The organism is Streptomyces chrestomyceticus JCM 4735, assembly GCF_003865135.1.
Taxonomy (GTDB): Bacteria; Actinomycetota; Actinomycetes; order Streptomycetales; family Streptomycetaceae; genus Streptomyces; species Streptomyces chrestomyceticus.
Window position 1 is genome coordinate 8791332 of sequence record NZ_BHZC01000001.1, and the last position, 25986, is coordinate 8817317.

The window sequence follows — 25986 nt, forward strand, 5'->3', positions numbered from 1 at the left end:
GGAGGAGCCGTGACCGCACGCAAGGAGCGCGTGGACGCCGCACGCAACCGGGAGGCCGTACTCGCCGCCGCCGACGGCCTCTTCGCCCGCAGCGACAGCCCGCGCGGCGTGTCCATGGACGACGTCGCGGCCGCCGCCGGAGTCGGCAAGGGCACCCTCTTCCGCCGCTTCGGCGACCGCACCGGGCTGATCCGCGCCCTGGTCGAGGCACGGATCGCGCCGCTGCGCCAGGCCGTCGAGAGCGGGCCGGCACCGCTCGGCCCCGCCACCCCGCCGCACGAACGGGTACCGGCCCTGCTCGACGCCGTCGTCGGCTTCAAGCTGGCCAACCGGCATCTGGCCCTCGCCCTGGAGGAAGCGGGCAGCGGCAGCCCGTACCAGGCGGAGCACTACCAGTGGTGGCACACCACCCTCCGGCAAACACTGGACGGCCTCCCCGAATTCGCCGTGAGCGGCTCCGCCGACAGCAGCTTCACCGCGCACGCCCTGCTGGCCGCCACCCGCGCCGACCTCGTGGAGCACCTGGCCGGTACGGAAGGCATGGCGGCCGAACGGATGCGGGCACGCGTCGCGGCGTACGCGAAGCAGGTACTCGGCCGGTAGGGGGCCGCCGGTCCGCGTGCCCCGCAGCCGTACGCCGCCTACGCCCTCAGACCGGACTCAGATAGGCCAGGGCCACCGCGCCGTGCACGGCGGCGCCAGAGGCGAGGGCCTGTTCGTCGTGCACGACCCGGCTGGAGTGGTTGTCGGGCACCTGGCCCGCGGTCTGTCCCGGCGGGCAGGCGCCGAGGAACGCCATGGCTCCGGGCACCCGTTCCAGGACGAAGGCGAAGTCCTCGGCGGCCATGATCGGGTGGGGCAGCAGCCGGACCTGCCCGGCTCCGAGGAGTTCCGTCGCCGCCCGGGTGACCAGGTCGGTGAAGCCGGGGTCGTTGGCCACCACCGGCGTGACGTCCGGCAGTTCCACGTCGGCGGTCAGCCCGTGCGCCGCCGCCACACCGTCGGCCACCCGGACGATGCCGTCACGGACCTTCTTGCGAGTGGCGTCGGACAGGGTGCGGAAGGTGCCGGCGATCTCCGCCGTGTCGGGGATGATGTTGGTCGCCGTACCGGCGGTGACACGGGTGACGGTGAGGACCGCCGGTTCGAAGACATTGACCGTACGGGTCACCATCGTCTGCAGCGCCTGGACGATCTCGCAGGCCACCGGCACCGGATCGAGGCCCCGCTGCGGCGCGGCGGCGTGCGCGCCCCGGCCGTGGACGGTGATGACCAGCATGTCGGCGGCGGCGGACTGCGGGCCGGGCCGCAGGTGGACGGTGCCGGACGGGTGCCGGGTGGTGATGTGCAGGGCGAACGCCGCGTCCACCGTCCCGCCGTCCGGCGTCTCCAGCACGCCTTCCTCGATCATCGGCTGCGCGCCCCCGCAGATCTCCTCCGCGGGCTGGAACATGAACACCACCCGCCCCGCCAGCCGTTCCCTGCGGGCGGCGAGCAGGCGGGCGGCGCCGAGCAGCATCGCGGTGTGGGTGTCGTGCCCGCAGGCGTGCATGACGCCCGGCGTGCCGGAGGCGAAGTCGAGCCCGGTCTCCTCGGTCTGCGGCAGGGCGTCCATGTCGGCGCGGAGCAGGAGCGTCCGCCCCGGCCGGGCGCCGGTCAGCGTGGCGGTGACGGAGGTGAGCCGGTCGCCCGTGGTGACGGTCAGCGGCAGGCCGGACAGCTCGCGCAGCACGGTCTGCTGGGTACGGGGCAGGGCGGTCCCCAGTTCCGGTGCGCGGTGGATCTCACGGCGTACGGCGGTGATGCGCGGCAGCAGCCGCCGGGCGTCCCGGAGGAGCACACCGTAGCCGCTGTCTCCCTGAGGTTCGATGCGGCCGCCCCCGTAGCCGCTGCCGTCTCCCGCAGGCCCGCTGTCGTCTCCCATGCGCCCATGATGAGATCGCGGCGCCCGTACGGCCAGAGGGCACGCCCCGGTTCCGGCCGAAACGCCGCAGGGGCAGCGGCCTCCGGCGGCGGTGCGCAAGCCGCCCGTACGGCTCGGGCACCGCTCCGGAGATCAGACCGCCGTGGCCTTCCGGGAACGCAGCCGCGTCAGCACCAGGTGCGCCACGACGCCGAACACCAGCCCCCAGAACGCCGAACCGATGCCCGCGATGGTCACCCCGGACGCCGTGGCGAGGAACGTGATCAGGGCCGCCTCGCGGTCCTTCTCCTCCTTGACCGCGGCGGTCAGGCCGCCGGCCAGGGCACCGAAGAGCGCGACACCGGCCACCGCGGCGACCAACTCCTTGGGCAGCCCGGCGAACAGCACGACGAGCGTCGACCCGAACGCGCCGACCAGGAGATAGAAGAAGCCGCAGGAGACACCGGCCACGTACCGGCGGCGCGGGTCGCGGTGCGCCTCGGGGCCGGTGCAGATCGCCGCGGTGATCGCGGCGAGGTTGATCGCGTGCGACCCGAACGGCGCCAGGGCCGTGGAGGCCAGCCCGGTCGAGCCGATGAGCAGCCGGTCGTCGGGCCGGTAGCCGGACGCGCTGAGTACGGCCATACCGGGCGCGTTCTGCGACGCCAGGGTGGCCAGGATCAGCGGTACGGCGATGCCGATGAGCGAACCGGCCGAGAACGACGGGGCGGTGAACACCGGCTTGGCCAGCTCGACATGGTCGATGTGGATGTCCAGCCGCGAGGTGACCGCGCTGAACAGCACACCGGCGGCCAGCGCCAGCAGCACCGCGTACCGCGCGACGAAGCGCTTGCCCAGCAGATACGCCACCAGGACCGCGCCGGCGATCCACGGCGCGGTCCGCAGCGACGTGAACACCCCGGTGCCGAAGGAGAACAGGATGCCCGCGAGCATCGCCGAGACCACGGCCGTCGGAATCTGCCGCATCAGCCGCCCGAACACCCCCGTCAGCCCGACGAGCGTGATGACGGCCCCGGTGACGAGGAAGGCGCCGACGGCTTCGGCGTACGAGTACGCGCCCAGGCTGGTGACCAGGAGCGCCGCGCCCGGGGTCGAGAAGGCCGTGATGACCGGCATCCGGGTGCGCAGGCTGAGCGCGATGCAGGTGACGCCGCTGCCGATGGAGATGGCCCACACCCAGGAGCTGGTCTGGCCCTGGTCCAGATGCCCGGCGTGGGCGGCCGCCAGCACGATGACCAGCGGCCCGGAGTACGACACGACGACGGCGACGAAGCCGGCCAGCACGGCCGACAACGAGGCGTCGCGGAACAGGGACGGGCGTATCCGGGGCGAGCCGTCCGGTGGTGAGCCTTCCGTGGCGCCACCGGGGGCCGGGGCCGTCGGTGGGGCAGGGGTGCCGGTCGGCGGTATGTCGCTGGTGGTGTCCGAACTCAACGGTCTTCCTTTGCGGCGCGTTCCGGTGCCTGTTCCGGGTCGGCCGGGTCCTCCGGACCGACGGATCATGTCCTTGGGGACGTGCTGTCCGGCCCCTCGAAGGCGCGGCGGTGTTCCACCAGGCTCTCCACCCCGCCCAAGGACGTGGCCCGGGTGAAGAGTTCGCCGTTCTCTGCCGTACGCAGGGAACGCTGCCAGTCGCCGTTGACGTGCAGGGACAGCATGCCACTGAAGCCGTCGCGCGGCTGCCGGGACGCGATCATGTGGCCGGGATCGATCGGCGGCCTCCGGGCACGCGACCCGGCTGACGTGCGGATGATCGGCGAAGCGCGCGGCCGGCGCCTGAGCCGTGGCCGATATCTGCCGTATCCGCTCCCATGGCACCTTGCCTCGGCCGCCGTGCCGTTCCCGTCCCCGCCGCACCGGGTGAGGGCGGCGAACCGGCCGGCCGTGCCGACCAGCGCCACCCCCGTCCGCCCTATTCGCGCGGAAGGCCGTCGGGAGGAGGCGGAGGGGTGTCCGGCGGACGCGCCTCGCCCGGGTCCCGCTCGCCCTCCCGCTCCCGCTCGATCAGCTCGGACAACTGGAGTTGCAGGCGCTTGGCCTCGCCCGACCGGTGCTGGCTCCGGTACAGCTCCAGCGCCTGCTCCCACGCCTCACGGGCCTCGCCGGGCCGGCCCAGGGCGGCGTACGCCTGGCCGAGGCCGTGCAGCAACACGGCTTCGTGGTAGGTGTTGCCGATGTCGCGCAGCAGACCGAGGGCCTGCCGGCCGTGCTCCAGGACGTCGGCGTACCGGCCCGTGCACAGCCCCAGGTAGGCGTAGACGCCCAGCGACAGCGCCTCACCGTTGCGGTTGCCGTGGCCGCGGTGCAGCAGCAGGCCCTTCTCGCAGTACGCCCGCGCCTGCTCGAAGTGGCCCAACTGCGCGGAGTACCACGCCGACTGGTTGAAGCCGCGCGCCTCCCACTCCTGGTCCTCCAGCGCCTGGAACAGCGCGAGGGAACGGGTCGCGTGATCCAGCGCAGACCGGGCTTCCCCCTGTTGTCCCCAGGCCCACGCGAGGACGCGGTGGGTGTGTGCCTGGCTCGGCACGTCGTCGGTACGTTCGGCGAGGGCCAGCGCCTGGTGCAGGCGCTCCAGCGCCTCGGCGTGCCGGCCCATCAGGGCGCACACTTCGGCGAGCAGGCGGTGCGCCGGAGCCTGGGCGGCCTCGTCCCCCAGATGCCGCGCGGCGGCCAGCCCGTCGCTCGCGACGGCGGCCTGATCGGCGAGCAGCCCGCGCCGCCAGTGATAGGTGTGCAGCGTCGGCGCCAACTGCCACACGGCCCGGTGCCACCGCCGCTCGACGGCCAGCCGCTGCGCCGCCATCAGGCAGGGGTGTTCGGCGTCCAGCCACTCCAGCGCCCTTGTCTCGTCCGGCAGCGGCAGAGGGCGGCAGCCCGGCCGGGGCGGGGCCGGGGCCACCGACTCACGGTGCGGATCGAGCGCCTGGTCACCGGCGTAGGCCGTGTGCAGGTAGAAGTCCACCAGCCGCCGCAACGCCTCGTCACGGCTGTCCGCCGCCTGGTGGGCGTGGGCCTGTTCGGACGCGTAGAGGCGGATCAGGTCGTGCATCCGGTAGCGGCCGGGGACGGCTGCGACACCAGGTGCGCGGTCTCCAGCTCCCGCAGCAGCGCGCGGGCCCGGGGCACGGACAGCCCGGCGAGCGAGGCCGCGGCCGGGAGGCCGATGTCCGGCCCCGGCGCCAGCCCCACCAGCCCGAGCAGGACGGCCGCCTCGGCCGTCAGCGCGGCGTACGAGGACGAGAACGCCGCCCGCAGGTTCAGCGGAATCTCACCGGCGTCCAGCTCGTCGAGCCGGGTGGTGTGGTCCCGTAGTTCCTCGGCGAGCAGTCGCAGGGGGAAGCCGGGGTGGGCGGTGGCGCGGGCGGCCACGATGCTCAGCGCCAGCGGCAGTCCGCCACAGCACTCCAGGAACGCGTCCACCGCCGCCGGCTCCGCGGCGACCCGCGCGTCGCCCAGGTGACCGGCCAGCAACTGGCGGGCCTCGGCTTCGGGGAGCACGTCCAGGTCCAGCGGCCGGGCGCCGTGGGTGGTGACCAGGCCGGCCAGTTGACGGCGGCTGGTCACCAGCACCGTACTGGCCGAATTCCCCGGCAGCAGCGGGGCCACGTGCGAGGTGTCACGGGCGTTGTCCAGCACGATCAGCAGCCGCCGGCCGGCGACCAGGCTCCGGTACAGCCCCACCTGCGCGTCGAGGTCCGTCGGCATGCCGGCCGGGTCCACGCCGAGGGCACCGAGGAATCCGCGTACGGCCTCGGTCGCCGTCACCGGCTCGCCGACGGGGGTGAAACCCCGCAGGTCGACGAAGAGCTGGCCGTCGGGGAACCGGTCGAGGTGGCGGTGTGCCCAGTGCAGCGCCAACCAGGTCTTGCCGATGCCTCCGGCGCCGCCGAGCGCCGAGATCGTGACCGTGGCGCCGGTGTCCGCCGCGTCGTCCAGCGCGGCCGTGAGCGCGGCCAGTTCCCCGGCCCGGCCGGTGAACACCCGCGGCGCGGCGGGCAACTGGTGCGGCACCACCGGGCGCTCCCGCCCCGGATGCAGGTGCACCCCGCCGTGCACCACCCCGGCCTGCACCACATGGCCCCCGACCGGCGCGGACACCTCGTTGCGTACGTCCGCTCCGGGCAGCTCGCGGCCCTGGCTGTTCTGTTCCTCCGTCGTCACCGCCGCCACCTTCCGCCCCGACACTCCGACCCGTCCCTCCGGCCCGTCGAGTGTCCCGCGCAAGCGGAACCGGTGCCGGGAGCCGGGCACAGCTCCACTCCCGCGAGTGAAGATCGGTTCGGCGGACGGCCGGGCCAGGGCGTCGACCGGGAGGAACCCGGCCGGAAGCGCCTCAGCCCCGCGCGAGCCGCGCCATTTCGGCGTCGTACGGCCCGGCCGCGAAGCGGAAGTCCGGCAGGTTCGGGCCACCGGTGTTGTTGACCCACTCGGCACCGGCCGGTAGCACCTCACGGGCGGTCTCACCGGCGGCCAGAGCGTCCCCGCGCAGCGGCTCCCAGTGCGCAGGACATCTCTTTGACGCTCATCGTCCGACGGCCCCGGAAACCGTTTGACGCCGGTCGACGCGGGGCGGTCGGATGGCGCCCCATGAGCGCCGAGCAAAGGCAGCAGATGCATCACTCCCAGCAGCCCGTCGACGAGGACCTCGTACGGCGGCTGGTCGCCGGGCAGTTCCCCCGATGGGCGGGGCTTGCCGTGCGGCGGTTCCCGTCGGGCGGCACGGTCAACGCCATGTACCGGCTCGGCGACGGCATGGTCGTACGGCTGCCGCTCATCGCGGGCGGGGCCGGGGACGTGCTGATGGAACGGGAGTGGCTGCCGCGCCTCGCACCCCGGCTGCCCGTGGCCGTCCCCGAGGTGCTGGGGGCCGGGGAGCCCGCCGGGGAATACCCGTGGCCGTGGTCGGTGTACCGATGGCTCCCGGGCGCGAACCCCGAGGCGGGGGCGCTGAGCGCCCCCGTGCTGCTGGCCGGGGACCTGGCCGGGTTCGTGGCGGCGATGCGGAGCGTCACCCTACCGGGGGCGCCGACGGCCCACCGGGGCGGGCCGTTCGCCGCGCTCGACGCGGGGACCAGGGCGGCGATCGAGGAACTGCGCGGCGTCCCGGAGGAGGACGTCGACTGCGACGCGGTGACCGCCGTATGGGAGGACGCGTTGCGGGCCCCGGAGTGGGACGGGCCGCCGGTCTGGCTGCACGCCGACCTGATGCCGGGCAACCTGCTGGTGGACGGCGGCAGACTGACGGGAGTGATCGACTTCGGGTGCGCGGGAGCGGGCGATCCGGCCTGCGACCTCTTCCCGGCGTGGAACCTGCTGCCGCCCGACGCCAGGAAGGTCTTCCGCGAGGCGCTCGGCGTGGACGAGGCGACCTGGCGCCGGGGCCGGGGCCGCACCCTCTCGCAGGCGCTGATCGCGCTGCCGTACTACCGGCGCACGAACCCGGCGATGGCGTGCAACGCCCGGCATGTGATCCGGGCGGTGCTGGGGGAGGGGTGAGCAGCGTGGGGGCACGGCCGCAGCCCGGTGCGGTACGGGGCAGCCGTTGAGGACGGCCAAGGCTCACGTTGGCCCGCCACGGCTCACCATGGCGATCTCCCGCATCCCGGGAGGACAATGCGGCATGACCGAACGGCGTGGTACGCCTTGGTACGGCGGGCCGTTGCCCGGCTCCGACGAGCCGCTGTCCCCGGTCGGCGAAGCCCGTATCCGGGAGCAGGGCGAGGAGTGGGCCCAGAAGGGTGCCCTTGCCGTCGAAGGGGCGCGGGCGGCGATGGGCGATCTCCTGGTGGAGATCGGCCGCTTGAGCCCGCTGGTCGCCTTGATGGACGTGGACGACGGGGGCGACGAGGACGGCCGGCGCGGTCAGGACTCCGACGCCCGGTCGCCGGACGAGCGCCGCTGAGGCCGGCCCCGGATCGCCGTCACACCGCCGAGGTGCGCGATCCGGGGCCGGCTCCCGTGTGCGGGCTCACCTGCTCAGTCCGCCGCGGCGCGGGGTCAGCAGGTCAGGTTGCCCCCCGTGGACGTGCCCAGGATCTGGGTGAACTTCTTGAAGTTGTCGACCCGGCTCTGGACCTGGCCGGGGTTGGCGCCGTTGCATTCCAGGCTGCCGTTGATGCTGCGGATGGTCTCGCCGAAGCCGCGGTCGTTGACGATCGCGTCGTGCGGCGTCATCGTGCCCGGGCCGCGCTGGGTGTTCCAGTACCAGAGGCCGGTCTTCCAGGCGACGGCCGCGTCCGTCTGGACCAGGTTCGGGTTGCGCAGCAGGTCGATGCCGAGCGCGTCGCCCGCCGCCTTGTAGTTGAAGTTCCAACTGAGCTGGATCGGCCCGCGGCCGTAGTAGGCCGCCTGGCCTGCCGGACAGCCGTACGGCTGGTTGCGGTCGCAGTAGTGCGGGTAGTTGGCGGTGTTCTGCTCCACGACGTGGACCAGGCCGCCCGTCTCGTGGCCGACGTTGGCGAGGAAGGCGGCGGCCTCGCGCTTCTTGATGGTGTCACTGCCCGTGTTGGCGAACCCGGGGTAAGCGCTCAGGGCGGCCTTCAGACCGTTGTACGTGTAGAACGGGTTTCTGTTCGGGAACATCTGGTTGAACTGCGCCTCGCTCACCACGAAGCCGGACGGGTTGGTGCCGCCACCGCAGTTGTACGGCTCCCAGTACCAGGTGCTGATGACCGGGTCGTACCCCGGGTTGTCGTGCGTGGCGCGGTAGTACTGACCGTTCGTGTACTTGACGATGTCTCCGGTGCGGTACGCCTTGCCGGCGGTCCAGATGGAGAAGTTGCAGCTCGCGGCGGGTGCCGCGGAGCCGGAGGAGGGTGCTGCCGTGGCGGAGGGCGCAGCGACGGTGAGGGTCGCGGCACAGGCGGCGGCGGAGAGCACGGCGGCTATACGCTGCTTGAGCAACATGTGATCACTCCTCAGTGCGGCAGGGCCGCGTTCGGTCGGCGACGGACGGTCCGGCGCACGACGAGGGCCACGGACCGCGCTCCGGTTCGCAAGCGCGATCACAGGTTGGGTGGTACTCAACTCGCTTGGTCTGTACCAGTCAAGATGGCAGAGGTCCAGATTCCGGATCGGACAACAAGCGGTCACCGGTTCGGGCGAAACGGGCAGGACGGACGCCCGACCCGGTGGGGTGGTCAGGTGAGCAGACGGAACAGATGGGCGCAGGCCGCCGCTTCGTCCGGGTGGCGGCCGATGACGTGATGGGCGCCGCGTTCGTACGCGCCGGTCTCCCACGCGCCGTCCGGTGCCTGTCGCAGGAACAGGAAGTCCGGGGGCGTGGGGACCGGTTCGTGCACGCCTTCGATGCGGTAGTGGCCGTCGGCGACCCCTGCCGCGCGCAGCGCTGTGCGCACCGCGTGCCGGTCGAGGGGGGCGTCCCGGTCCATGGAGGAAGCCACGGTGGTCACTTCACCACGGCGGCCTGTCGCCCCGGCGTTCAGGTGGCCACCCGGGTGAGGAAGCCGTGCTCGACGAGCCACTTCACGTTCAGCCGCTGCCCCTGGCCCGGGTCGAGGAACACCGCGTCCAGTTTGATCTGCTGTCCGCCGCCGGGCTGCTCGAACCACGGAGCGATGCTGCCCTGCCACACCCAGAACGGCTTCGCGACCTTGTAGACGTGGTAGTCGCAAGGCGCCGCGGGTTCGCGTGTGTTGAGATTCTGCGGCGGCAGCGAGCGCTCGGCGTACGCGTCGCCCGCCGGGGCCAGGAAGCCGCCGAACTCCGAGCCGAAGCGGTCCAGCCGCTGGCCCGGGCGCAGCTTCGCGGGTTCCTTGTCGACCGTGCCGTTGACCTCGCCGAAACCGTCGTTGGGCGGGTACTTCCAGCCGCCCGTGTCCGCCGGCCCCTCCCAGTACTTCTTCAGGAAGGCCGGGTCCGACAGCTTCCCGGTCCTCTGGTAGCCCTTGAGCAGCGGGCCCACGGGCGCCTGCTGCTTCCCGGGCAGCCACTTCGGCCCGAGCCGGGCGTCCCCGTGGTACGCGCCCGTGCAGGGCTCGGGCTGGTGCCGCGACGCCGCGGCCGGTGCGGTGGCGGCCCGGTCCTCCGGCTGCGGCGCGGCGCTCGCCGCGGGCGCCGCCAGCAGGCCGGCGGCGAGGCCGAGAGCGGCGCATATGGTGCGTATGCGGTTCGGGTTCATGCGGGGGTTCCTTCGCGCGCTGAAGATCCATCAGGACGGTCCGCAGAGTAGACGTACCGTCTCGACAGGTGTCATGGGCGCGTCGCCTTCCGGCCAGGGGCGGGTTCCCGGCGGTTACCGGCCTTCCCCGCGGCTGTCCCGCGTTCCGCCCCCGTTCCCTTGGCCCTCTCCGTCCTCAGTGCCGCAGCCGTCCCCGCCCCCTCGGCCCTCTCCGCCCTCGGAGCCGCCCCCGTCCACCGGACTCGTCCCCACCCGGTCGAGCAGCGTCTTGACCGTCTCCTCCCACGTGGTGAGCTGCCGCTCGTGCTTGAACTTCTGGAGCGCGTCGAGGGTTTCCCGGCGCAGCCGCAGCCAGCCGCTGCCGGGGAAGTACAGGTCCATCACCTCGCGCCACACGGCCGCCGGCAGCTCCGTCGTGCACTCCTGGTCCCACGGCACCATCTCGACCTGCCCCGCCGAGAAGACCGTCCCGCTGAACAGCATCAGCACCGGCACCTGGCCACCCTCCAGGGCATGGAAGTACTGGCCGCAGGACACCTCCAGGTCGTACGAGCACGGCACCGGCACGTCGATCTCCGTACTGTCCCGGAAGCCCGGCACCATCACCGTCACGGTGGCCAGTTGCAAGGGCCGCTGCGTGGCGGCCCAGCGGTCCGGAGTGCCGAACAGGACGGCCAGCCGCGCCTGTTCCAGCCGGCTGTACACCCGCCGGTGCGGCTGGACACGAAGCTGGCACCGGAGGGCCACGGCCCGTACGTCCAGGCCGCTGCGTTCCTCGACGCGCAACCGGAAGAGCAGGGTGGGAGCCGCCGCGCACGGCTCGGGGCGGACACCGGAACAGGCGACGACGAGGTCAGCCACGGGCGTCCCCTTCCTGCCTGCCGGAACCTGCCGTACGGGCCGCGGGGCGCCGCGCCCGGGCCGGGGCACGGCGGGTGGTGACGGGCATCGTCGCTCAACTCCCCACGTGGAGGACGATGACGCAGGTGTCGTCCTCCGGATTGGTGTGCAGGACGGACAGCAGGGTCTCCAAGTGTTCCTCGGGGCTGCCGGCGGCACCTCGGCGGGCAGCGGCCAGCAGCAGGTCCTCGCGGTCGCCGGCCCGGTCGGCGCGGCGCTCCACCAGGCCGTCGGTGTAGAGGATCAGACGGTCGCCGGGAGTCAGGGAAAGCGTCTTGCAGACGTAGCCGGGATCGAGGCTGGCGCCGAGGGTGGTTCCGTCGTCGTTGACCAGTTCGGTGGCCCGTCCGCCGCGTACGAGCACGGGCGGCGGGTGACCGGCGCGGGCCCAGGACAGCGTGCGCCGTACCGGGTCGAAGTGACCGACGGCGGCGGTCGCCGTCAGCGACTCGTCGTGGCCATGGAAGGCGACTAGGTTGAGGCATTCGAGGACGTGCGCCGCGTCGGCACCCGTGTACGCGATCCCGAGCAGCGCGTTGCGCAACTGCGCCATCCCGGCGGCGGCCTGGAGACCGTGCCCGAGTACGTCGCCGATGGCGATCAGCACCCGGCCGTCGGGCAGCGGCGTGGCCTCGAACCAGTCACCGCCCACGCGGGCGCAGTTCTCGGCGGGCTGGTAGCGGATGGCCGCCCGCAGGCCGGGCAGGGCGGTGTGGGCCCGCGGCAGCAGCGCCAGTTGCAGTTCCTCGGCCATCCGGAGCTGCCGGCGTTCGGCCTCCCGCCGGGAGGCGTCCAGCGCCGCCTCCACCCGCCGGACGCGGGAGACGTCCTGGACGACCCCGCGCAGCGCCACCGGGTTGCCGAGACTGTCGCGGACCAGCTCGGCGTTGACGCTCACGTGGCGCAGCCGGCCGGCGGCACGCGTACGGACCTCGAACCACACCGGGCCGTGGTTGCGGGAGAGCGACTGCACGGCCCGGACGACGGCGGGCAGGTCGTCCTCGACCACGTACCCGGAGAGCGCGCCGAGCGACAACGGGCCGCTGCCCGGGGCCAGGCCGAAGATGTCGTACATCCGCCGCGACCAGGTGGCCTCGCCGGTGGCCAGGTTCCACTCCGCCCAGCCGAGATCGGCCAGCCGCTCGGCGTCGTCGATACGGGCCGTCAGCCGCGCCTGCTCGTCGTGGAACTGCCAGCTCACCAGCAGCCCGCCGCCGACCCGCCGGGCACGCACGCTCAGCAGGGCCGGATGCAGGACGCCCCGCCGCGGCTCCTCGTACGGGAACGGGTCCAGGTCCAGCGGCTCGCCGGTCTCCAGGACCGTCACACAGGCGTCGAAGATCCCCGAGAGGAGCATGCCGGGGAAGACGTCGAGCAGGCGGCTGCCGGTGATCTGCTCGGGCGTACGGCCCAGGAGGCCGGTGGCGTGCGCGTTGCAGCGGTCGACGGTGAACTCGACCACCCGGCCGAGCGGGCCGCGTACCGGGAAGAGCAGCGCCGCCGGTACGGGGACGGCGTCGAGGGCCGCGCCCAGCCAGGCCGCCCGCACGCCGTCGTCCGGCAGCCCCAGTGCGGCCAGTCCGCGCAGCCGCCGCCCGGCACAGTCGGTCAGCGCCTCCAGCCGCGCCCGGGCCGCGGGGGACGGGGGCGCGGAGCCCGGCCTGACGACGCAGACCAGGGCGTTGGTGCCGGTGGCCGTCCTCGCTCCCGTGCCGATGGCGGATTCCCGGGCTCCGGTGGGGTGGCAGGGAGTGTCCGGCGCGTCGCTCCTGGCCGAGATCCAGGTCAGCGTCCGGCCGCCGGACTCGTCGTCGAGCCACACCTGGTGGTCCGTTGCGGCCTTACGGGCCAGCGGGAGGACGCGGTGCAGGGGCACCTGCGACCAGTCGCCGTCCGCCCGCGCGGCGGGGCCGGCGGCTCCGGTCATCCGGAGTACGCCTTCCATGTCGAGGACGGCCAGCAGCACCGCCGTGGCGCCCGAGGGTTTGACCCGTTCGTAGAGCCGCTGTGCCAGTTCGACCGGGCCGGGGGCGGTGGCCAGGTCCACGGCGTCGTCGGTCGGGCCGGGGCTGATGCCGGGGGCGTGGGAGGGGCTGGGGTCGCAGCCGTGCGGGACCGTTCCGGCACGGCCGTCGGCCAGGGAGGTCCGCAGGGCGTGGTGTTCCGCGTCGCCGGTCAGGCTTCCGGTGCCGCGCACCGTTCCGGCGGAGGCGGCCGAGCCGTTCCCCGGGACACCGGGAACGGCTCCGGCACCGGAACGCGCCGGGACGGGCACCGCCTGGCCCGGGAGGTTCGTATCGGCGACGCCTTCGAGCCGTATGCCCCCTCCCCGCATGCTCGCCTCGCCGGCCGCCGAGGGAGCCTCCAGCAGTCCGAGCAGCCCGCTCGCACAGGCACGGGCCTGCGCCGCGTCGCACCCGAGATGCCTGACGAGGAGTTCCGCGACACGCGCGGCACTCGGCACGGCCCCGGTCATCGGCTCGCTCCCCCGTGGGGGACCGCCCTCCTCCGGCCGGGAACCGGCAACGCCGTTGTCGCACCGGACCATGGCACCTCGTCGCCTCTTCGAAGGCACCCGCGCCCGTCCCGCGGTCGCTGCGGACGGCGTACGGAAGGCACCCGCACGCGACCGGTCGGGGGAGCCTGCCTCATGACGGCTGATATTCAACAGCGCCCATCCGATCACCGTGAGAAGTGGCCGGTAATGACCCATGCCTTTGTCCTACTGCCTCCAAGAGCAAGGAGGCGAGCGGCCACTGACCGGAATCGATCGGTCCGCCGCGGTGCCGGCAGCGGAGACCGGGGCGCCGGGAACGGGGGACCGGCGGCGGGGACGCCGGGGACAAGGCGCCGGGACGGGCCGACCCGCGCGGCTCCAGCCCCCAGCGACTTCACGCAAAATGTGTTAACAATGCAGCAGACCTCCGCCGAACACGCCGTCCACCGTCATCCGCGCGATGCCGCCCGCCGACTCCCGAGGGACGCCCGCCCATGCCCGCACCGCTGCCCGCCCACGTACCCGCGACCATGCGCGCCGCCGTACTCCACGCGCCGAAGGACCTGCGGATCGAGGAGCGGCCCGTGCCGGTCCCCGGGCCGGGGCAGGTGCTGGTCCGCGTCGAAGCCGTCGGCATCTGCGGCTCCGACGTGCACTACTACGAGCACGGACGGATCGGCGACTTCGTCGTCCGCGCCCCGATGGTGCTCGGCCACGAACCCGGCGGCACCGTCGCCGCCCTCGGCCCCGGCGCCTCCCTGCACCAGCCGGGGCAACTGGTGTCGCTCGAACCCGGCATCCCGTGCGGCACCTGTACGCAGTGCCGCCACGGCCGCTACAACCTGTGCCCCGACGTGTCCTTCTTCGCGACACCGCCGGTCGACGGCGCCCTGTGCGAGTACGTCGTCATCGACGAGCACTTCGCCCGCCCCGTCCCCGACACGCTGACGGCCGAGACCGCTGCCCTGCTGGAACCGCTGTCCGTCGGTGTGTGGGCGGCGCGCAAGGGGCGGGTCGGCACCGGTTCGCGGGTGCTGGTCACCGGCGCCGGACCGATCGGCCTGGTCGCCGTCCAGACGGCCCGTGCCTTCGGCGCCACCGAGGTCGTCGTCACCGACATCGCACCCGAACGGCTCGCGCTGGCCCGCGAGCTGGGCGCCACCGACGCCGTCGACGTACGGACCGCCCGGCTCGCCGACACCGGGTACGTCCCCGACGTGCTCCTGGAGTGCTCCGGCGTCCCGGCCGTCGCCGACGAGGCGATCCGGGCCGTCGGCCGGGCCGGCCGCGCGGTGCTGGTGGGAATGGGCGGGGACACCGTGCCGCTGCCGCTCGCCCATGTGCAGAACTTCGAGATCGAGGTCACCGGCACCTTCCGGTACGCCAACACCTGGCCCGCCGCCATCGCCCTGGCCGCCTCGGGCGACGTACGGCTGGACCGGCTGGTCTCCCACCGGTACGGCCTGGAACAGGCGGAACAGGCCCTCACCGCGGCCGCCCGCGACCGTACGACGATCAAGCCCCTGGTGTGCCCGCTGTCCGGCTGACCGCCACGGGGGAGGAGGGAAGGAACGCCGGATGCCCGCCAAGGCACGGCTGTCACAGGCCGCCGTCGAACAGCGGCGGCAGGACGTCCTGCGGTACGTCGCCGACCATGGCGCCTTGCGCATCGACGCGCTCGCCGACCGCTTCGGCGTCAGCCTGATGACGATGCACCGCGACCTGGACGACCTCGCCGCACGTCGGCTGCTCCGCAAGGAGCGGGGGCGGGCGGTCGCCTTCCCCGCGCTGACCATGGAGACCGCCACCCGCTTCCGGGAGAGCGCCGGCCTGGCGGCCAAGACGGCGCTGTGCGCGGCGGTGGACGGCCTGATCACGCCGGGCAGCACCCTGCTGATGGACGACTCCACCACGCTCTACCCGCTGGCCGGGATGCTGGCCCGGCGGGACCGGGACGCGCGGCTCACCGTGGTCACCAACTCCGTCGGCCTGGCGCAGCGCCTGGGCGGGGCACTCGGAGTCGACGTCACGCTGCTCGGCGGCCGGTACCAGAGCGAGTTCAACTCCTGTACCGGCCCGGAGGTCACCCGTGCTCTCGCCCGGTGCCACGCCGACCTGGTGCTGATGTCCGCCACCGCCGTCCTCGACGGGTGCCTCTTCCATCCGCTGCGGGAGTACGTCGAGGTCAAGGAAGCCATGCTGGCCGCCGCCGGCCGGGCCGCCCTGGTGGTGGACAGTTCGAAGATGGGCAGGCGGGCCACGTACGCGTACGGCACCGCGGCCCGTTACGGAACGGTCGTCACCGACAGGGCGGCTCCCGCCGAGGAACTCGCGGCCTTGCGGGCCACCGGCGCCGCCGTTCAGGTCGTGGAGCCGGGCGCGGGGTGAGACCGGGCCCGGTCGGATGCGCCAGATGCGCTGGATGGTGCCGGAAGCGCCGTCTTCCTCGGGTTCAGATGCCGTCCGGGGGGAGGGCGGCGACCGTGTCGAGAAGGCGGTTGACCTCGGCCAGTGCTTCCCGGCCGGTCTCGGAGTCGCGCTGGCCGGGGTCGTCCAGGACGTCGGCGGTACAGGCCAGCAGTTGGTACATCGCGCCGATGGGCTTCAGGCCCCAGGAAGCGCTGAGCAGGATGTGGGTGATGACGGGGGCGGTGAGCCGGCCGCCGTTGTCGTCACGGGCGAGCACCAGGGCCAGGGCCAGATTGCGGTCCGCGTCGTCCGGCTGCCACGGCCCGCCGAGGTCGCGGGTGAGGGTGGTGGCCTGGGACCGGATGTCGGATGCCGCGTTCATGGTCCGACGGTGCCACACCGCACCCCGCTTCCGGCGGGGGCGCCACCGGGCCCCGGCGCGCGTTTCGCCTGCGCCCCCGGACGCGTCACTCCGCCGGGTGAAGACGGCCGCCGTCCGGCGTACGGCGGTGCGGCGTTGGGCAGGCCCTGGGCGCGCAGGGCCCGGCGGTCCCGAAGCGGTCGGGAAGCCGGGGCGCCGCGCGGAGAGGGGAGCACGGTGGAAGCGGACATGATGTACGAACCGCCCGTGGTGGAGGAGCTCGGCGGCTTCGCCGAGCTGACGCTCGGTACCAGCGTCGGCACGTTCTTCGAGGGCGGCTACGCCCCCTGGTACTGGCAGATCCCGCCGACGGGCTGACCGGACTTGACCGCCGACATGTGGTTCGCGGTCCTCCCCGACGGCGAGAGCGGACCGGCCGCGGCGAGCGTGCTGCGCTCCGGCGCGACCGAGACGGTCTCCCACCACTCCGGCCGCCCGTGGCTGGTGGGCAACTGGCCCGCCGGCCAGATGGTGACCGCCGCGGTGGGGGCGGCGCGGCTGGCGGTGATCGGGCGCTGCCCGGTCACCGTCGACGCGCTGACGGACCGGCTGCGCCGGGTCCGGGACATCACCGGCGCCGAGAGCGCGCTCGCCGGGCTCGCGGGAAGCTTCCACGCGGTGCTCTCCGCGGGCGGCCGGGTCCGGGTACGCGGCAGTGCCTCGGCCGTACGCCGGGTCTTCCACGCCCGGATCGGCGGTGCGACGGTGGCGGCGAGCCGGGCCGACGTCCTGGCGTCGGCTTGCGGCGCGCCCGTGGACGAACGGCAGTTGGCACTCCGCCTGCTGGCGTCACCGCCTCCGTACCCGCTCGCCGACGGCGGCTGCCTGTGGCGCGGAGTCCACGCCGTACCCGATGGCCACGGCCTGCTGCTGGAGGCGGACGGCCGGGCCACCACCCGGCGGTGGTGGACCCCACCGGGCCCCGAACTCCCGCTCGCCCAGGGGGCAGACGCGGTACGGCGGGCACTGACCGCCGCGGTGGACTCCTGCACCGCCGAACGCAAGACCGTCAGCTCGGACCTCTCCGGCGGGATGGACTCCACGAGCCTGTGCTTCCTCGCCGCGCGCGGCCCGGCCCGTCTGGTCACCTTCCGCTGGGAGAGCGTCGATCCGGCGAACGACGACGCCGCCTGGGCCGCGCGGGCGACCGCCCGGCTCCCCGCGGCCGAGCACGTACTGCCCGGCCGCGCCGGCGCGCCCTTGTGGTTCAGCGGTATGGACAGCCTGGACGGGGCTGGGGACGAGCCGGGCGTCTGGGTCCGGGACAGCGCCAAACTCACCACACTGGCCGGACTGATGACCGCGCGCGGGTCGGTGCTGCACCTCTCGGGCGGCGGCGGGGACGAACTGTTCGCCGCCCTTCCGCCGTACCTGCACGACGTCCTGCGCAGCGACCCGCGGTCCGTGCCCGGCCGCATACGCAGACAGCGGGCGGCCCGCCCCCAGCCCCTGCTGCCGCTGCTGCGCGGACTGGCGGACCGCAGTACCTTCAGCCGATGGCTGTCCTCCTGGGCCGATCACCTCGTCCCGGACCCGGCGAAGCCGCCTCCCGCGCGCTTCATGTCCGGCACGGCCTGGGGGGCGTTCTCGGCCATGCCGCCGTGGGCCACTCCGGCGGCGGTCGGCGCGGTCCGGTCCGTCCTGCGCGAAGCGGCGGCCGACACCCCCGAGGCACTCGCGGCCCAGCGTGGCCAGCACGCCGCGCTGGCCGGGGTGCAGATGTGCGGCCGCGCGTTCCGGCAGGTCGACCAGGCCGCGACCGGGCTGGGACTCCCGTACGCCGCGCCCTTCCTGGACGACAGCGTGATCGAGGCCGCGCTGTCCGTACGGGTCGCCGACCGCGGCGCCCCCGACCGCTACAAGCCGGTCCTCGCCGCCGCCATGCGGGGCGTCGTCCCCGACGACCTGCTGGCGCGGTCCACGAAGGGCGAGTACACCGCCGACTTCTACTTCGCCCTGCGCCGCAACCGCGCCGCGCTCGCCGAGCTGTTCAACGAGTCGCGGCTGGCCCGCGCCGGGCTCCTGGACACCGCGGCCCTCGCGGACGGCCTGGCCCGGCCGCACCTGCCGCCGGACGTGATGCGCGCCCTCGACAACACCCTGGCCTGCGAGGTCTGGCTGCGGCACGCCATCAGGCCGCCCGGCGGCTGACCGGACCGGCGGGCACCCGGGGCGCCCGCCGGTCAGGGGTCACGGCTTGGGCAGGACGCAGCCCGGCCGCCCGAGGTCGAGCTTGTTGCCGGTGCCGAAGCACTTGGGTATCTCGTACGTCTCCTGGGCGTAGCCGATGCCCCGGCGGACGCTCACCTGGCCGTTGGCGTCCACCTCGCACGGGTTGTTCATCGTGCAGCGCTGGCCGCTCTCGTTGATCGTGTTGTTGACGGCCGCCACCTTGCCGGAGGCGACGTCGACGACCGGCGACCCCGAGGTGCCGCCGATGACCTTGCACGGGGCGGTGTAGCGGACCGAGTCCTTCCAGGTCCAGTCGCCCTCCTTCAGCCGGTACGCGAAGCCGTCCACGTTGCAGTTGTAGGTCTTCTTCCAGTAACCGGAGACGACGCTGATCGCGGCGCCCTTCACGGGGTGCGTGGTGGCCACGTCCAGCGCCTTGATGCCGTAGCGCTGCTGTATCTGGGCGTAGGTGGAGGAGAGTTCGTAGATCGAGACGTCGGTGTCGGTCATCGTGCCGTAGGTGATCTTGGTGGCGCGTACCGTGCCGAGGTTGCCGGCCGAGGCGCTGAGCACGGTGAAGCTGCGGCTGGACGGCCGGTCGACGACGACCTCGCCCGCACCGGGCATCCCGCTCTCCAGGCAGTGGCCGTTGGACATGACCAGGGCCGGGTCGTTGTCGGTCGAGGTGGGCATCCGGACGATCGCTCCGGAACAGTTGCTGAGGGCCACCGTGCCGGCGAAGGACACCGCCCGGGGAGCCGCCGCATCGGCTCCGGTGAGCGTGACGTCCGTCGTGCGCTGGAGCGAGGGCGCCGCCGTGTGCCCGGCGGCGCCCGAGGGTGTGGCAGCACCGGCGGTTCCGGCGGTGCCCACGAGGGCGGCGGTACCCAGGACGGCCGTGGCCAGGGCACCGACGAGAGGGCTTCTCATGTGGGGGTCCTCTCAGAATATGTGGCCGAAGTTCCTTCGGCTTTGACGTGCGCATTGTTGGGGCAACGGGGGCTGCTGGCAACAAGTTCGCCGTAACCGGCGGAAAGTTGTTCGGATTTGTGCGGGGTGGGAGGGATGGGAGCAGGGGCGAGGGCTGGGGCTGGTGGGCTGTGACCGGCTTGCGCGCTGCCCGCGCGCGCCGCTTCCCCGGGTCGGGCTCGGCAGGAACCTCGAAGCCGGACCGAACCCCCGAACCCGGACCGAACCCGGACCGGACCCGGCCCAATCCGGACCGAACCCCCGAACCCGACACCTCCCGAATCCGAACGGTTGGCTGCCGCCGCGTTTTCTCATGCGTTTCTCACAAACACGGCGCGCGTCATCCGGCGTTACCGTGGCGATACCCCGTTGACCTGCACCGCGGCCGAAGTTCAGGAAGTTCGCGGGCGTTGTGGACATGAGGCAGGTGAGGTGTCGTACGCTAAACTCCGCGATCCGTTCGCGCATTTTCCGCTGTTTACCGTAAAACTCGGACAGGTTGCCGCCGCACCGTCGTTAAGGACCCGGATGCTTTACGCCGCGCCCCCGCACCCTCCCGGCCCGCAGGGAGAGGTGCGGCGGCCCAGACTGCGTGTCCTCGACGGACTGCGGCTGCTGGCCGCCCTGATGGTCCTGGCGTATCACTACATCACCCTGCGCGACGGCTGGGGCGACGATCCGCAGGCCTTCTCCCCGCTCGTCCACCACCTGTCGGAGTACGGGTGGCTGGGCGTCGAAGTCTTCTTTCTGATCAGCGGGTTCGTCATCTGTATGAGCGCCTGGGGGCGTTCGCTCGGCGATTTCGTGACCTCCCGCGTCTCCCGCCTCTATCCGGCCTACTGGGTCGCCGTGCTGCTGACGGCGGCGGTCCTGACGGTGTGGCCGAACGTCCGCAGCGCGGACAACTGGGAGACGGTGCTGACCAACCTCACCATGCTCCAGCAGGGACTCGGCGTGCCCGACGTGGACGACGCGTACTGGACGCTGTTCATCGAGCTGAAGTTCTACCTGCTCTTCGCGGTCGTGGTCTTCCGCGGGGTCACGTACCGCCGTTGTGTGCTCTTCTGCGGCCTGTGGACCGTGGCCGGGGTGGTGGCGCTGAAGTCCAACAGTGACCTGCTCTCGGTGTGGGCGATCGCGCCGTACTCCCCGTACTTCATCGCGGGCATCGCCTTCTACCTCATGTACCGGTTCCGGCCCACCGTCCTGCTGTGGGCGATCGTGGCGGTCTCCTTCCTGCTGGCCCAGCACTATCTGCGCGGTCGGCTGGTGATGAATCTCGGTGCGAAGGCGGACCTGGCGCAGGGATGGCCGGTGCGGCTGGCCGTCCTGGCGGCCTTCGCGCTGATGGCCGCCATTGCGCTCGGGTGGTTCGACAAACTCCAGTGGCGCTGGCTGTCCACGGCCGGATCGCTCACGTATCCGCTCTACCTGCTCCACATGTACGTGGGTTTCACCCTGATCGACCTGCTGCGCGACCGTGTTCCCGCCCTGGTCCTGCTGCCGGGCATCGTCCTCCTCATGCTGGCCCTTTCCTGGCTGGTGCACCGCTTCGTGGAACGGCCGCTGGGCCGGAAACTCCGGACGTCCATGCAGAAAAGCGTGGAGGAAATGCGATTCCACTCCCGGGCGAAAGCGATCCGCGCTCCCGTGCCACCTGTGGAGAAAAGCAGGGAAATCGTGCGCGAGGAACGGAAACCGGACGCGGAATTGCTGCGCTGACGGTCCGGGGCGATCGCGCCGACCCGCGAAGAACTTCCGCCCCGGCCACCCCGTACGTCCTCCCCTGTACCTTTTCACCCACCCCGCTTCCCCTGCACCGTTTACCGTGCAGCCTTTCGTTTCCTTTCCTCCCGCCGCTCGTTGAAGCGGGTGCCGAGGCGCCGGACGAAGAATGCCGGTGCCGACCGGCATTCCCCACGCGACGGAGGGAAGACGTCAGGGATGAGCGGTGAGATGTGGGCAATCGTGGTGATCCTGGCGGTCCTGCTCGCGGCGATGGTCGGCGCGGCGATCGTGCTCCTGGTCAAGGTGGTCCGCGCGCGCCACGCCCTGCGTGACGCGGGCGTCCCCCTGGAGAACAAGCTCGCGTACTGGGGTGCGCTGCTCTACGTGATCTCCCCGGTCGACCTGCTGCCGGACCCGGTCCTGCTCGACGACATCGGCGTGCTCCTGCTGGCCCTCCGGTCGTTGCAGGCGGCGGCCGAAGCCTCGGGAGTGGGCAAGGGGAAGCGGGCCTCGGCGGCGGAGGTGGAGGCGGAAGCCTGAGGTACGGCGAGCAGCGGCCCGCACGCCCGGCGCATCGGGCTTCACCGAGTCCCGCCCGTACGGCGTCACCGGCCAGGACGCCCGTTGCCTGGGTGCGGCACACCCAGGCAGCGCACCGAACCCCCGCCTAACCTTGCCCCCATGGACGACAACCACCTGGGGGACTTCCTGCGCGCACGCCGCGCCGGGCTGCGGCCGGAGGACGTCGGCATGGCGAGTTACGGGCCCCGCAGAGTCCCCGGACTGCGCCGCGAAGAGGTCGCCGTCCTGTCAGGGATGAACGCCGACTACTACACCCGCCTGGAACAAGGCCGTGAGCGCAACCCCTCACCGCAGGTGCTCGACGCCCTCAGCCGCGCGCTGCGCCTCGAAGCCGACGCCCGGACGCACCTGTACAGGCTGGCCGGGGCGGCCCCGGCCGACCGGCCTTCTCCGTACGCCGACCGGACGGTCGCCCCCGCGCTGCGGCAGTTGATGGACGGATTCCCCGGCACCCCGGCCTTCGTGCTCAGTCCGGCCCTGGACCTCCTCGCCGCCAACGCCCTGGCCGAGGCCCTCTTCACCCCGTTCCGGCCGGCGGACAACCTGGCCCGTATGGTCTTCGCCGACCCCGCGGGCCGGAGCTTCTACGCGGACTGGAACGCGGCGGCCGAGGCCACCGTCGCCAACCTGCGCCAGGCGTACGGCCACGATCCCGACCACCCCCGGCTGCGCGCACTCGTCCGTACCCTCACCGGGCGCAGCCCGGACTTCGCCCGCCTGTGGAGCGCCCACGCCGTACGCGGCAAGACCCAGGACGCCAAGCACCTCGTGCACCCGGACGTCGGCCCGCTCGCCCTCACCTACCAGGCTTTCGACGTCCGCGACGCCCCCGGGCAGCAACTCGTCATCTACCACGCCGAACCACACACCCCGAGCGCCGAGGCCCTCAACCTCCTTGGCACCCTCCATGCCACTCGACGCGACGCCGGTGCCGGTTACCGCGCCGAGGTGGGCGGTCACACCCGGTCTTGAGAGATCGGAAGTGGCCGAGAGCGCGCGGGTCAGGGGCGTACCTCGGCCATGGGCCGGCCGCCGCACTTGTCCCGCCTCACGGTCTCGTCCTCGCCCGCGCGACCGACTCCCGCTCGATGAACTCCGTCGGCAGCGTGGTGTGTTCGGGGTGGTGCGTGCCGCCCTCGACGCGGGCGATCAGGGCGCGTACGGCCTGGGCGCCGAGTTCCTGGACGGGCTGGGCGACGACGCTGATGCGGGGGCGTACGGCGCGGGCCCAGTCGGTGTCGTCGAAGGTGATCACGGAGAGGTCTTCGGGGACGCGCAGGCGCAGTTCGCGTGCGGCGGACAGCACGCCGAGCGCGACCAGGCTGTCGGTGGCGAAGACCGCGGTGGGCGGTTCGGGGGAGTCCAGCAGGTCGCGGGCGAGGAGGGCCGGGTCCTGGCCGTGGAAGGCGCCGGTGCGCAGATACGTTCCGGTGTCCTCGATGCCTGCTTCGCGGAGGGCGGCGCGGTAGCCCGCCATGCGTGCGAGGCCGGTGGAGCCGGGGTCCACCGGGTCGTCGGTGGCGTCGTTGCCGACCAGGCTGACCAGGGCGATCCGCCGGTGTCCCACGGCGAGCAGACGGCGTACGGCGTCCTGGGCCGCGCCGTGGTTGTCGACGGTGACGGAGTCCAGGTCGAGGCGGGGGACCCGCCGGTCGAGGAGGACGACGGGGCAGCCGCCGGTGTGCGCGGCCGTGAGGTGGGCGGTGTCCGTGGTGGAGGCGGGGGAGACGATCAGGCCGTCGACGTGCCGGTCGCGCAGGGTCTTCACGGCGGCCCGTTCGGCGGCCGGGTCCTCGTCGGTGTTGGCCAGGAGGACCTGGTAGCCGGCGGCGCGGGCGGCGTCGGTGATGCCGCGGGTGACGCCCGCGAAGAACGGGTTCTGGATGTCGGCGACGACCGCGCCCAGCGTGTGCGTACGGCCCGTGATCATGGAACGGGCGAGCTGGTTGGGGCGGTAGCCGAGTTTTTCCGCGGCGGCCCGTACGCGTTCGCGGGCCTCGGGGCTGACGGAGCCGTAGTCGGCGAGGGCCCGGGAGGCGGTGGACCGGGAGACGCCCGCCTCGCGGGCGACGTCGGGGATCGTGGCGGGCCGGTGCGGGCCGCTGCGTCGGTTCGTCGTCATGGCCTCGCCAGGCTATCGGCTGTGCAGGGGTATTGACGCTCTGCGGAGAGCGGTGGGAAGGTTCCCAGCATTCCCGATGGGAACGTTCCCAAAACGACGTCGCGGGGCGTTCCCGGCGTGTTGTGGGAACGTTCCCAACCTGCTCGGAGAGGACCCGCGTGACCACCGCAACCCTGCCCCTCAAGCCCATCACCGAGGACTTCAAGGAGGCCGTGGCCTTCGCCCTCGGTCAGCACGAGACGGCCCGCGCCTTCGTGGCCGACGTCGTCGCAGCCGGTCTGCGCAACGTCTTCCTGGTCGGCTGCGGAGGCTCGCTCACCGCCTCCTACCCGGTGCACTTCCTCCTGGAGACCCGCGCCGGATTCCCCGTCTTCCACATGAACAGCGACGAGTTCAACCTGCGCAAGCCCGCACTGCTCGGCGAAGGCTCCCTCGTCCTGGTCTCCTCGCACACCGGCACCACCAAGGAGACCGTCGCCGCGGCCCACTACGCCCGCTCCACCGGCGCCAGGGTCGCCGCGCTCACCCGCGACGACGACAGCCCCCTGGCGCAGGCCGCCGACATCGCCTTCACGTACCGCAGCGAGGACACCGTCGTCGCCCCCAAGGGCGTCCTCTTCGGCCAGCTCGCGTACGCGCTGTTGGAAAGTACGGGTGTGGAGGGCGACTACGCGGCCGTCCGCAAGGCGTACGAAGCGCTGCCCGACGCCCTCTACACCGCCCAGGAGGAGGGCGAGGCGCTCGCCCACTCCATCGCCACCGCGCTGGCCGACGAGCCGGTGACGTACGTGCTCTCCGCAGGCCCCAATTACGGCGCGGGCTACGGCTTCACCATGTGCTACCTGATGGAGATGCAGTGGAAGCACGGCGGCAGCTACCACGCCGGTGAGTTCTTCCACGGCGCCTTCGAGGTCGTCACCGAGGACCAGCCGGTGATCCTCTTCCTCGGCGAGGACGCCACCCGCCCGATGGCCGAACGCGCCAAGGCGTTTCTCGACAAGTACACCAGCAAAGCCCACTACGTCGACTCCCGGCTCTTCTCGCTGCCCGGCGTGCCGGAGGCGGTGCGCGGCGACATCACGCCCATCGCGCTGGACGTCTTCGGCACCCGGCTGGCCCGGCACTACGAGTCCGTGCGCGGCCACGACCTCGACAAGCGCCGCTACATGTTCCAGGTCGAGTACTGAGCCCGCGCCGCCGCGGCCGCCCGGCCCGGTGCGCGTCGGCGCGCCGGACCGGGCCCCACCGGAGCCAACTGGAGGAAAGAGCGGTATGCGCATCTGCGGACTCGGCGACAACGTCGTCGATCGCTACCCCCGGCGCGGCCTGATGTACCCGGGCGGCAACGCCCTCAACGTCGCGGTGCACGCGGCACGTTGCGGCGCGGAGGCCGCGTATCTCGGCGTCACCGGCAGCGACGCGGCCGGCCGGCACGTACGGGCGGCGCTGGCGGCCGAGGGCGTATCGACGGAACGGTCCCGTATCGCCGACGGGCCCAACGCGTACGCCACCGTCCACCTCGACCGCGACGGCAACCGCACCTTCGGCGACTGCGACGCGACGGTCTCCCTCTTCACCCCGGACGACGCCGACCTGCGCTGGCTGCGCGGCTTCGACCTGGTGCACACCGGCGACTGCAGCGGCATGGAGGAGCAGTTGCCGCGGCTGGCCGCCGCCTGCCCGGTGAGCTTCGACTTCTCGGACCGGGAGTGGAGTTACGCCGAACCGCTGCTGCCCTTCGTGCGCAGTGCCGTCCTCTCGCGGCCCGGCGCGGACGCCGCGGAGGCCGTCGGGCTGCTGGCCGCCGCGCACCGCCTCGGCGCGAAGCTGGCCGTGGTGACGCGCGGTGCCCGGGGCGCGTACCTGTCGTACGAGGGCACCACGCACCACCAGCCGGTGGTGCCCGTCCGCGCCACCGACACCCTCGGCGCCGGCGACTCCTTCATCGCCGCCCTGCACCTCGCCCTCCACCGGGGCCGCACCCTCGCCGACGCGGCCGGGTACGCCGCCACGTACGCGGCGGCCGTCTGCACCCTGCCCGGCGCCTTCGGCCGGCCCCTCGCCCTGGACGGCTCGCACCCCCGCGACCCGTCCCGATGTCCCTGACCGCCTCGCCAGAACT

Annotated in this window: 25 protein-coding genes; 12 read left to right on the top strand and 13 right to left on the bottom strand. The window is 72.9% G+C overall.

Annotation, left to right across the window (positions count from 1 at the left end; all coding sequences use genetic code 11):
- Positions 1-9: 9 nt before the first annotated feature.
- Positions 10-603, top strand: coding sequence for a TetR/AcrR family transcriptional regulator (locus EJG53_RS37985; RefSeq protein ID WP_125048692.1), 594 nt, complete (start codon positions 10-12; stop codon positions 601-603).
- A 46-nt stretch (positions 604-649) separates the two neighbouring features.
- On the opposite strand, the gene EJG53_RS37990 is transcribed toward EJG53_RS37985, so the two are convergent.
- The 5 genes from EJG53_RS37990 to EJG53_RS38010 all read right to left on the bottom strand — a co-directional run bounded on the left by EJG53_RS37990 (position 650) and on the right by EJG53_RS38010 (position 6085).
- Complete coding sequence (locus EJG53_RS37990; protein WP_244955510.1) at positions 650-1924, bottom strand: M20 metallopeptidase family protein; 1275 nt, start codon at positions 1922-1924, stop codon at positions 650-652.
- A gap of 132 nt (positions 1925-2056) precedes the next feature.
- Positions 2057-3358: a benzoate/H(+) symporter BenE family transporter gene (locus tag EJG53_RS37995; protein ID WP_125048693.1), complete on the bottom strand. Its 1302-nt coding sequence runs from the start codon at positions 3356-3358 to the stop codon at positions 2057-2059.
- Positions 3359-3423: 65 nt separating this feature from the next.
- Positions 3424-3621, bottom strand: coding sequence for a PLP-dependent transferase (locus EJG53_RS43070; protein WP_244955511.1), 198 nt, complete (start codon positions 3619-3621; stop codon positions 3424-3426).
- A 215-nt stretch (positions 3622-3836) separates the two neighbouring features.
- Complete coding sequence (locus tag EJG53_RS38005; protein ID WP_125048694.1) at positions 3837-4973, bottom strand: tetratricopeptide repeat protein; 1137 nt, start codon at positions 4971-4973, stop codon at positions 3837-3839.
- Complete coding sequence (locus EJG53_RS38010; RefSeq protein WP_167515229.1) at positions 4961-6085, bottom strand: NB-ARC domain-containing protein; 1125 nt, start codon at positions 6083-6085, stop codon at positions 4961-4963. The genes EJG53_RS38005 and EJG53_RS38010 overlap by 13 nt, the downstream gene beginning before the upstream one ends.
- 450 nt (positions 6086-6535) lie before the next feature.
- Here EJG53_RS38010 and EJG53_RS38015 point away from each other — a divergent pair, with 450 nt between their 5' ends.
- Positions 6536-7420, top strand: coding sequence for an aminoglycoside phosphotransferase family protein (locus tag EJG53_RS38015; protein WP_125049853.1), 885 nt, complete (start codon positions 6536-6538; stop codon positions 7418-7420).
- Between the two features lie 124 nt (positions 7421-7544).
- Entirely contained in the window at positions 7545-7826 is a 282-nt protein-coding gene (locus EJG53_RS38020) for a hypothetical protein (protein ID WP_125048696.1), read from the top strand.
- A 95-nt stretch (positions 7827-7921) separates the two neighbouring features.
- On the opposite strand, the gene EJG53_RS38025 is transcribed toward EJG53_RS38020, so the two are convergent.
- The 5 genes from EJG53_RS38025 to EJG53_RS38045 all read right to left on the bottom strand — a co-directional run bounded on the left by EJG53_RS38025 (position 7922) and on the right by EJG53_RS38045 (position 13440).
- Positions 7922-8830: a glycoside hydrolase family 19 protein gene (locus tag EJG53_RS38025; protein WP_125048697.1), complete on the bottom strand. Its 909-nt coding sequence runs from the start codon at positions 8828-8830 to the stop codon at positions 7922-7924.
- A gap of 233 nt (positions 8831-9063) precedes the next feature.
- Complete coding sequence (locus EJG53_RS38030; protein ID WP_125049854.1) at positions 9064-9315, bottom strand: hypothetical protein; 252 nt, start codon at positions 9313-9315, stop codon at positions 9064-9066.
- Positions 9316-9365: 50 nt separating this feature from the next.
- Positions 9366-10064, bottom strand: coding sequence for a TNT domain-containing protein (locus tag EJG53_RS38035; protein WP_125048698.1), 699 nt, complete (start codon positions 10062-10064; stop codon positions 9366-9368).
- 114 nt (positions 10065-10178) lie between these two features.
- Positions 10179-10925, bottom strand: coding sequence for a DUF6084 family protein (locus EJG53_RS38040; RefSeq protein WP_174856508.1), 747 nt, complete (start codon positions 10923-10925; stop codon positions 10179-10181).
- 94 nt (positions 10926-11019) lie between these two features.
- The gene (locus EJG53_RS38045; RefSeq protein ID WP_125048699.1) at positions 11020-13440 is read right to left on the bottom strand and encodes a PP2C family protein-serine/threonine phosphatase; all 2421 of its coding nucleotides are present in this window, start codon (positions 13438-13440) and stop codon (positions 11020-11022) included.
- Between the two features lie 515 nt (positions 13441-13955).
- On the opposite strand from EJG53_RS38045, the gene EJG53_RS38050 reads away from it, so the two are divergent.
- Entirely contained in the window at positions 13956-15008 is a 1053-nt protein-coding gene (locus EJG53_RS38050; RefSeq protein ID WP_125048700.1) for an NAD(P)-dependent alcohol dehydrogenase, read from the top strand.
- Positions 15009-15039: 31 nt separating this feature from the next.
- A complete protein-coding gene (locus tag EJG53_RS38055) occupies positions 15040-15849 on the top strand; it encodes a DeoR/GlpR family DNA-binding transcription regulator (protein WP_125048701.1) in 810 nt (269 codons plus the stop codon).
- Positions 15850-15913: 64 nt separating this feature from the next.
- On the opposite strand, the gene EJG53_RS38060 is transcribed toward EJG53_RS38055, so the two are convergent.
- Positions 15914-16252, bottom strand: coding sequence for a hypothetical protein (locus EJG53_RS38060; protein ID WP_125048702.1), 339 nt, complete (start codon positions 16250-16252; stop codon positions 15914-15916).
- A gap of 228 nt (positions 16253-16480) precedes the next feature.
- Here EJG53_RS38060 and EJG53_RS38065 point away from each other — a divergent pair, with 228 nt between their 5' ends.
- Together EJG53_RS38065 and EJG53_RS38070 are read left to right on the top strand one after the other, a co-directional pair.
- On the top strand, positions 16481-16609 hold the full coding sequence (locus EJG53_RS38065; RefSeq protein WP_125048703.1) for a lasso RiPP family leader peptide-containing protein: 129 nt from the start codon (positions 16481-16483) through the stop codon (positions 16607-16609).
- Positions 16610-16615: 6 nt separating this feature from the next.
- On the top strand, positions 16616-18442 hold the full coding sequence (locus tag EJG53_RS38070) for an asparagine synthase-related protein (RefSeq protein ID WP_125048704.1): 1827 nt from the start codon (positions 16616-16618) through the stop codon (positions 18440-18442).
- Between the two features lie 39 nt (positions 18443-18481).
- Here the strand turns inward: EJG53_RS38070 and EJG53_RS38075 are convergent, their stop codons facing one another.
- Complete coding sequence (locus EJG53_RS38075) at positions 18482-19393, bottom strand: trypsin-like peptidase domain-containing protein (RefSeq protein WP_125048705.1); 912 nt, start codon at positions 19391-19393, stop codon at positions 18482-18484.
- Positions 19394-19960: 567 nt separating this feature from the next.
- On the opposite strand from EJG53_RS38075, the gene EJG53_RS38080 reads away from it, so the two are divergent.
- The 3 genes from EJG53_RS38080 (at position 19961) to EJG53_RS38090 (ending at position 22714) form a co-directional block, all read left to right on the top strand.
- Positions 19961-21154, top strand: coding sequence for an acyltransferase family protein (locus tag EJG53_RS38080; RefSeq protein WP_125048706.1), 1194 nt, complete (start codon positions 19961-19963; stop codon positions 21152-21154).
- Positions 21155-21376: 222 nt separating this feature from the next.
- Complete coding sequence (locus EJG53_RS38085; RefSeq protein ID WP_125048707.1) at positions 21377-21700, top strand: YkvA family protein; 324 nt, start codon at positions 21377-21379, stop codon at positions 21698-21700.
- Between the two features lie 141 nt (positions 21701-21841).
- Entirely contained in the window at positions 21842-22714 is an 873-nt protein-coding gene (locus tag EJG53_RS38090) for a helix-turn-helix domain-containing protein (RefSeq protein ID WP_125048708.1), read from the top strand.
- Positions 22715-22790: 76 nt separating this feature from the next.
- On the opposite strand, the gene EJG53_RS38095 is transcribed toward EJG53_RS38090, so the two are convergent.
- Positions 22791-23864, bottom strand: coding sequence for a LacI family DNA-binding transcriptional regulator (locus tag EJG53_RS38095; RefSeq protein ID WP_125048709.1), 1074 nt, complete (start codon positions 23862-23864; stop codon positions 22791-22793).
- A 158-nt stretch (positions 23865-24022) separates the two neighbouring features.
- Here EJG53_RS38095 and EJG53_RS38100 point away from each other — a divergent pair, with 158 nt between their 5' ends.
- Together EJG53_RS38100 and EJG53_RS38105 are read left to right on the top strand one after the other, a co-directional pair.
- Entirely contained in the window at positions 24023-25051 is a 1029-nt protein-coding gene (locus tag EJG53_RS38100; protein WP_125048710.1) for an SIS domain-containing protein, read from the top strand.
- An 85-nt stretch (positions 25052-25136) separates the two neighbouring features.
- A complete protein-coding gene (locus EJG53_RS38105; protein ID WP_125048711.1) occupies positions 25137-25970 on the top strand; it encodes a PfkB family carbohydrate kinase in 834 nt (277 codons plus the stop codon).
- Positions 25971-25986: the final 16 nt, after the last annotated feature.

Bases quoted from the DNA above. Each gene is read 5' to 3' on its own strand.
- EJG53_RS37990 (WP_244955510.1), bottom strand. From the start codon at position 1,924: ATGGGAGACGACAGCGGGCCTGCGGGAGACGGCAGCGGCTACGGGGGC.
- EJG53_RS43070 (WP_244955511.1), bottom strand. From the start codon at position 3,621: ATGATCGCGTCCCGGCAGCCGCGCGACGGCTTCAGTGGCATGCTGTCC.
- EJG53_RS38005 (WP_125048694.1), bottom strand. From the start codon at position 4,973: ATGCACGACCTGATCCGCCTCTACGCGTCCGAACAGGCCCACGCCCAC.
- EJG53_RS38015 (WP_125049853.1), top strand. From the start codon at position 6,536: ATGCATCACTCCCAGCAGCCCGTCGACGAGGACCTCGTACGGCGGCTG.
- EJG53_RS38020 (WP_125048696.1), top strand. From the start codon at position 7,545: ATGACCGAACGGCGTGGTACGCCTTGGTACGGCGGGCCGTTGCCCGGC.
- EJG53_RS38025 (WP_125048697.1), bottom strand. From the start codon at position 8,830: ATGTTGCTCAAGCAGCGTATAGCCGCCGTGCTCTCCGCCGCCGCCTGT.
- EJG53_RS38030 (WP_125049854.1), bottom strand. From the start codon at position 9,315: ATGGACCGGGACGCCCCCCTCGACCGGCACGCGGTGCGCACAGCGCTG.
- EJG53_RS38035 (WP_125048698.1), bottom strand. From the start codon at position 10,064: ATGAACCCGAACCGCATACGCACCATATGCGCCGCTCTCGGCCTCGCC.
- EJG53_RS38045 (WP_125048699.1), bottom strand. From the start codon at position 13,440: ATGACCGGGGCCGTGCCGAGTGCCGCGCGTGTCGCGGAACTCCTCGTC.
- EJG53_RS38050 (WP_125048700.1), top strand. From the start codon at position 13,956: ATGCCCGCACCGCTGCCCGCCCACGTACCCGCGACCATGCGCGCCGCC.
- EJG53_RS38055 (WP_125048701.1), top strand. From the start codon at position 15,040: ATGCCCGCCAAGGCACGGCTGTCACAGGCCGCCGTCGAACAGCGGCGG.
- EJG53_RS38060 (WP_125048702.1), bottom strand. From the start codon at position 16,252: ATGAACGCGGCATCCGACATCCGGTCCCAGGCCACCACCCTCACCCGC.
- EJG53_RS38065 (WP_125048703.1), top strand. From the start codon at position 16,481: ATGATGTACGAACCGCCCGTGGTGGAGGAGCTCGGCGGCTTCGCCGAG.
- EJG53_RS38075 (WP_125048705.1), bottom strand. From the start codon at position 19,393: ATGAGAAGCCCTCTCGTCGGTGCCCTGGCCACGGCCGTCCTGGGTACC.
- EJG53_RS38080 (WP_125048706.1), top strand. From the start codon at position 19,961: ATGCTTTACGCCGCGCCCCCGCACCCTCCCGGCCCGCAGGGAGAGGTG.
- EJG53_RS38085 (WP_125048707.1), top strand. From the start codon at position 21,377: ATGAGCGGTGAGATGTGGGCAATCGTGGTGATCCTGGCGGTCCTGCTC.
- EJG53_RS38090 (WP_125048708.1), top strand. From the start codon at position 21,842: ATGGACGACAACCACCTGGGGGACTTCCTGCGCGCACGCCGCGCCGGG.
- EJG53_RS38095 (WP_125048709.1), bottom strand. From the start codon at position 23,864: ATGACGACGAACCGACGCAGCGGCCCGCACCGGCCCGCCACGATCCCC.
- EJG53_RS38105 (WP_125048711.1), top strand. From the start codon at position 25,137: ATGCGCATCTGCGGACTCGGCGACAACGTCGTCGATCGCTACCCCCGG.